We start from the raw sequence: 6360 nt of genomic DNA on the forward strand, positions 1-6360 counted from the left end.
CCCGGACACCTTCGACCGACGTCGCCGCCCGTTCGATGTCGGTCGGGTACAGATTCCTGCCACCCATGATGATGACGTCCTTGCGACGGCCGCAATAAGCGGCCTACTCCGTACCGCAGGTGATCTTCGGCTGCGGGTTGTAGTGCACGTTCCGGGTGTGGCGCCGGACCTCGCGGCCGGTCGCGGCGTCCTTGATGACCCGGGTGTCCGACGTGGTGAAGCCGGGAGCGCCGTTGCTGGGCTTGCAGTTCTCGGCGGGGCCGGGCTTCGTCGGCGGATCGGACGGGTTGGTGCGGCCGCCGGGGATCGACTCGACGGTGTACTTCTTGGTGCCCCACAGCCGGATCGTGATGTCCGACGGCGACCAGATGGTCTGGATCGCGACGCCGGTGTCACCGTCGTTGGTGAACTTCAGGTCGATCACACTGCCGCCGCCGTGGTTCTGGAACACGGTCGCCTCGCGCGCGGCGGGGTACCGGCTGATGTAGTAGCTGTGTTCCTTGTGCTCGGTGTCCTTCATCCCGGCGAAGTACGAGGCGTTGTACAGCGTGGTCGCGAACTGCGAGATCCCGCCGCCGATCTCGCGGCCGGGTGCGCCGTCCTTGATGACACCGGCCTCGACGTAGCCCTGCGCGGCGCCGCGCGGCCCGGTGAACCCGTTGAGGCTGAACGTCTCGTTCGGTTTGACGATGGCGCCGTTGACCTTCTGCGCCACCACCCGGATGTTCGTCCCCGAGTCCGCGGCGAAGCCCGCGGTCTTGAACTCGCTGACGACCTCCTTGATGCCGAGCTGGTTCGCCTGCTCGGTGGTCACCTTCGCCGGGGTCTTCTTGTAGGTCACCGGCAGCTCGCGAGCGCCGGTGAGCTTGAGGACGTCGAGCACCGGTTTGAGGCTCGGCTCCCAGTCGACGACGTTGGCGTCCTCGGAGGGCTGGACGGTCGGCTTGCCGCCTTCGAAGACGATCTGCGCGTCCTTGCCCTCCTTCTCGGTGGACTTCAGCTGCGGACCGGCGGCCTCGATGATCTTGTTGTTGTCCACCTTCGGGTTCAGCACGCCGCCGTCGGCGGGCTCGAAGGTGAGTGCGCCCGCGATGGCGCCGGGTTTGACGATCGCGTCCTTGCCCTCGCCCTTGATCACCAGCGGCGCCGCGACGGCGGGCTTGGCGATCTGTTCGAGGGCGGTGTTGACGGCCTCGGGCGAGACCTTGACCGGGGTCTGGGTGACGGCGAGCGTGAGTGCCTCGCCGGAGGCCCAGTGGTCGAGGATGGTCTTCTTGGCGGCTTCGACGTCGAGCTTCTGCCCGGTCTTCGGCTCGACGGCGACCGGCTTGGCCTCTTCGAAGCGGATGGTGCCCTCGACCGGCTCACGGTCGATCTTGTCGCGGAGGCCCTCCAGCGCGGAGCCGAGCTTCTCGTCCTCGGTGTGCGTGACGACGCCGACCTCGGTGGTGGAGAAGAACGACCCGATCCGCGTGAACGGGTTCAGCGGCTGGTCGCCCGCCTGGTCGAGGGTGGCGGGCCAGTCGAGGCGCAGGCCCGCCGTGTTCGGGGCCAGCGACTCCTCGGCGTCACCCGCGACGACCTTCACCGGCCGGGTCAGGCGCGGCTCGATCTTGCCCTTGAGCTCCTTCTCGGCCGCGGTGCGGTCCATCCCGCCGACGTCCACTCCGGCGACGGTGACGCCGCGGGGGACGCTGCCCTGTGAGACCAGCACGTCGAGGGCGTACGCGACGACCAGCAGGCCGAACACGCCGCCGCCGATGAAGGCGGCCTTGCGGTAACTGCGACGGCGCTTCGGTGGCGCGGGCTCCTGAGGCGTGGCTGACTCGGCGAACCCGGGCGTGACGACCGGGAGAATGTCCGTCTGCTCGGCATGGGACTCGGGCCAGCGCGGTTCCTGCGGCAACTCTCCACCCTCCACGGTCCGGTGGGCGCCGGACGTCGTGCTCGAACATCCGGGCCTTCCACGCGTTCCGGACGTAGGTTCAAGATACGTGGCGCGTTTTGTGGCCGTGCAACTCGCCCGGTCGGGTGAGCGGGTCACTCCGTTGGGTGGTCACTGGGCGTCGGGTTCCGGGTTTTCACCCACTCTCGCGAGAAAGTCGAAGTCACAGCCCTCGTCCGCTTGCGTGATGTGTTCGGCGTACAACGCGCCGTAACCCCGTTCGTAGTGCGGGGCGGGTGGTGTCCACTGTGCCCGGCGGTGCCGCAGTTCCGCATCGTCGACGTCGAGACTGAGCCGTCGCGAAGGAACGTCCAAAGTGATCGGATCGCCGTCGCGGACCAGGGCGAGCGGCCCGCCGACGTGGGATTCCGGCGCGACGTGCAGGACGCAGGCGCCGTAACCGGTGCCGCTCATCCTGGCGTCGGAGACCCGGACCATGTCGCGGATTCCCTTGGCCAGCAGGTGATCGGGGATCGGCAGCATGCCGTATTCCGGCATGCCGGGGCCACCGAGCGGACCGGAACCACGCAGCACCAGCACGGAATCCTCGGTGATGCCCAGCGCCGGATCGTTGATCCGCTTCTTCAGGTCCTGGTAGTCGTCGAACACCACGGCGGGACCGGTGTGGGTGAGCAGCCGGGCTTCCGCCGCGATGTGCTTGATCACCGCGCCCGACGGCGCCAGATTGCCGCGCAGTACCGCGACACTTCCTTCGGCGGCGACCGGGTTTTCCCGCGTGCGGATGACGTCGTCGTTGTGTACCCGCGCGGTTTCCAGTGTTTCGCCGAGGGTTCTGCCGGTGACGGTGACGCGATCGGTGTGCAGCAGGTCGGTCAGCCGGGAGAGCAGGCCCGGCAGGCCACCCGCGTAGTAGAAGTCCTCCATCAGCCAGTCGCCGCCCGGCCGGAGGTTCGCCAGTACCGGGACCCGGCGCGCGATCGTGTCGAAATCGTTGATGGACAAGGGGATCTGCCCGCGTCCGGCCATCGCGATCAAATGGATGACAGCGTTGGTGGAGCCGCCGAGCGCGAGCACGGTGGTGATCGCGTCGGCGTACGCGCGTTCGTCCAGGATCTTCGTGATGGTGAGGTCCTCCCACACCATGTCGACGACGCGCGCGCCGCTCGCCGCGGCCATCCGGTGGTGCGCCGAATCGACGGCGGGGATCGACGCCGCGCCGGGCAGCGTCAGCCCGAGTACTTCGGCGACCGACATCATCGTCGAGGCGGTGCCCATCGTCATGCAGGTACCGGGGGAGCGGGCGAGCCCACACTCCATTTCGGACAGTTCCTCGTCGCCGATCAGCCCGGCCCGTTTGTCGTCCCAGTACTTCCACATGTCGGTACCGCTGCCGAGCACCTCGTTCCGCCAATGCCCGCGCAGCATCGGCCCGGCGGGCACGAAGATGACGGGCAGGCCCGCGCTCGCCGCGCCCATCAGCAACGCCGGCGTGGTCTTGTCGCAGCCACCCATGAGGACGGCGCCGTCGATCGGATAGGACCGCAGGATTTCTTCGGTCTCCATCGAAAGCAGGTTGCGGTAGAGCATCGGCGTCGGCTTCTGGAAGGTCTCCGACAGTGTCGCGACCGGGAACTCCAGCGGGAAACCGCCCGCCTGCCACACCCCGCGCTTGACCTGCTCCGCGCGTTCGCGCAAATGCATATGGCAGGGGTTGATGTCGCTCCAGGTGTTGAGGATCGCGATGACGGGCTTCCCGAGGTGCTCCTCCGGGTTGTAGCCGAGCTGCCTGCTCCGGGCCCGGTGGCTGAACCCACGCAGCTCGTCGCCGCCGAACCAGCGGTGGCTGCGGAGCTCCTCGGGGGTTTTCATGACCGTCAGTATGGCATCTCATATATGATTACCCCATGTCATCGACGTTCAGCCTACCCGCCTCACGCACCGAAGTGGTGCTCGAGGAGATCCGCCGTGGCATCCTCACCCGCGAGCTGAAGCCCGGCCAGCCGCTGGTGGAGGCCGAACTCGCGGCGCGGCTCGGGGTGTCGAAGACGCCGGTCCGCGAGGCGCTCAAGGTGCTGTCGAACTCGGGGCTCGTGACGTTCAGCCCGTACAAGGGCGCGTCGGTGTGCGTGGTGGACGCGGAACTGGCGAAGTCGGTTTACGACGTTCGCAGGGTCCTGGAACCCGAAGCCGTGCGTCGGTCGGTGGAACGCCGTTCGCCGGACCTGCTCGAAGACGCCGCCGAGGCACTGAAGGAGGCGTCGGCGGCGATCTCGGACAAGGACCAGGCCACGCTCAGCCTGCTGAACCGTCGCTTTCACCGCGCGCTCTACAGCGGCTGCGGCAACCCGCTGATGGTTTCGATGCTGGACGACCTCAAGGACCGCGCCGCGCTGATCAGTGTGGTCGGCTGGGAGACGAATCCCAGCTGGCGCAAGGAATGGAACGAGCACAAGGCGGTACTGGCCGCGGCGAAGAAGGGTGACGCCGACGGCGCGGCCGTCCTGCTGCGCGCGCATATCGGGGACTTCCTGGACCGGATCCTCGGGGCCATCGGGGACCAGTGATGCGCCTGCTGCTCATCGCCGACACGCATCTGCCGCTGCGTGCGAAGGCGCTGCCGGATCGGATCTGGCGCGAAGTCGAAGCGGCGGACGTCGTCGTCCACGCCGGCGACTGGGTCGAGGTCGCTCTGCTGGACGAACTCGAGGTCCGGAGCAAGCGGCTCATCGGGGTCTACGGCAACAACGACGGCGCGGAGCTGCGGGCGCGGCTCCCCGAGATCGCGCGGGCCGAACTCGACGGTGTCCGCCTGGCGGTCATCCACGAAACCGGCGGCAAGCAGGGGCGCGAGCGTCGCTGCGACGATCTCTTCCCCGACACCGACGTCCTCGTGTTCGGGCACAGCCATATCCCGTGGGACACGGTCACACCGAAGGGGCTACGGCTGCTGAACCCCGGCTCGCCGACCGACCGGCGCCGTCAGCCGTTCTGCACATATCAGACCGCCGAGCTCCTCGACGGCGAATTGCGCGAGGTCGCTCTGCATGAGCTGCCCTTACGCCGCTGACGGGGTAGACAGGTAGCCATGGAACCGGCGCAGGCGTTGAGGGAGATCGCGTTCCGGCTGGAGCGCGCGGGTGAGCCGAGTTACCGGGTGCGGGCCTTCCGGCAGGCGGCCTCGGTGATCGCCAAGGTCAAGCCGGATGACCTGCGCAAACGCGCCGAAGCCGGAACGTTGACCGCGTTGCCGAATATCGGCAAGGCGACCGCGGCCGTCGTCGAAGACGTCCTCGCCGGACGTCGTCCCGCGTACTTCGAGAAGCTCGGCGAGCCGAAACTGCCCGACGGCGGCCCGATGCGGGCGGCGTTGCGCGGTGACTGCCACACCCATTCGGACTGGTCAGACGGCGGAAGCCCGATCGACGAGATGGCCGAGGCCGCTCGCGCGCTGGGACACGAATGGATGGTCCTGACCGACCACTCGCCCCGGCTGACCGTCGCCAACGGCCTCTCGCCCGAGCGGCTGCGGCGGCAGATGGACGTCGTCGCCGAGCTGAACGAGACGATGGCGCCGTTCCGGATCCTGCACGGCATCGAGGTCGACATCCATCTCGACGGGACACTGGACCAAGAGGAAGACCTGCTGGAGCAACTGGACTTCGTCGTCGCGAGTGTGCATTCGAAACTCCGGATGCCCGCGAGGGAGATGACGCCCCGGATGATCGCCGCGGTGCGGCATCCGCGCGTCCGGGTGCTGGGGCATTGCACCGGGCGGCTGGTGATGGGGGCGCGTGGGAAGCGGCCAGAGTCGGAATTCGACGCCGAGGCCGTGTTCACCGCTTGCCGGGAGAACGGCGTCGCCGTCGAGATCAACGCGCGCCCCGAACGCCGGGACCCGCCGACCCGGCTGCTGAACCTGGCCGTGGACCTGGGCTGCGACTTCGCGATCGACAGCGACGCGCACGCGCCGGGACAACTGGACTGGCTGGTCTACGGCTGCGCGCGGGCCACCGAACTGGGGATCGAGCCGGACCGGGTGATCAACACGCGGACCGCCGAAGACCTCCTGGCCTCGGCCCGGCCCCGCTAGAGCGGCACGCACTCGGAACTGGCGATTTCGCGTGTTCCGCCTTCAAGCACGCGTGTTCTGCCTTCAGGCACGCGTGTTCCGCCTTCAGGCACGCGAGTTCCGTCTTCAAGCACGCGTGTTCGGTCTTCAGGCACGCGAGTCACGCCTTCAAGCACGCGAGTCACGCCTTCAAGCACGCATGTTCGGTCTTCGAGCACGCGAGTCCCGCTTTCAGGCACGCGTGTTCCGTCTTCGAGCACGTGGGATCCAGGGGTTCCGGGGGTGTGCGAAGGGACTGTAACGCGAACGGTGTTTCCGGCCGTGGTTGTCAGTAGGTCTCAGCTCCCGGCCAGCGGTCACTGAAGGTGATCGAGAACGCGTTCAA

General features: G+C 68.0%; 5 protein-coding genes. 3 read left to right on the forward strand and 2 right to left on the reverse strand.

The genetic code is table 11. The annotated features are described in order from the left end of the window. Nucleotides 1-103: 103 nt before the first annotated feature. A complete protein-coding gene (locus tag AB0M65_RS39795) occupies nucleotides 104-1906 on the reverse strand; it encodes a VanW family protein (RefSeq protein ID WP_364040470.1) in 1803 nt (600 codons plus the stop codon). Between the two features lie 150 nt (nucleotides 1907-2056). Next, a complete protein-coding gene (gene araD, locus AB0M65_RS39800) occupies nucleotides 2057-3775 on the reverse strand; it encodes an L-arabinonate dehydratase (RefSeq protein ID WP_364040473.1) in 1719 nt (572 codons plus the stop codon). Nucleotides 3776-3810: 35 nt separating this feature from the next. Here araD and AB0M65_RS39805 point away from each other — a divergent pair, with 35 nt between their 5' ends. From AB0M65_RS39805 to AB0M65_RS39815, 3 genes are read left to right on the forward strand one after another with little or no spacing between them, the layout of a single operon-like run. Then, nucleotides 3811-4470, forward strand: coding sequence for a GntR family transcriptional regulator (locus AB0M65_RS39805; protein ID WP_364040475.1), 660 nt, complete (start codon nucleotides 3811-3813; stop codon nucleotides 4468-4470). Further along, nucleotides 4470-4973 (forward strand): metallophosphoesterase, encoded by a 504-nt coding sequence (locus AB0M65_RS39810; protein WP_364040478.1) that lies wholly within the window; start codon nucleotides 4470-4472, stop codon nucleotides 4971-4973. Before AB0M65_RS39805 ends, AB0M65_RS39810 begins: the two co-directional genes overlap by 1 nt. Before the next feature lie 18 nt (nucleotides 4974-4991). Next, nucleotides 4992-5996, forward strand: coding sequence for a PHP domain-containing protein (locus tag AB0M65_RS39815; RefSeq protein ID WP_364040481.1), 1005 nt, complete (start codon nucleotides 4992-4994; stop codon nucleotides 5994-5996). The last annotated feature ends 364 nt before the right edge of the window (nucleotides 5997-6360 follow it).

This window comes from Amycolatopsis sp. NPDC051071 (genome assembly GCF_040682875.1).
Classification (GTDB): domain Bacteria; phylum Actinomycetota; class Actinomycetes; order Mycobacteriales; family Pseudonocardiaceae; genus Amycolatopsis.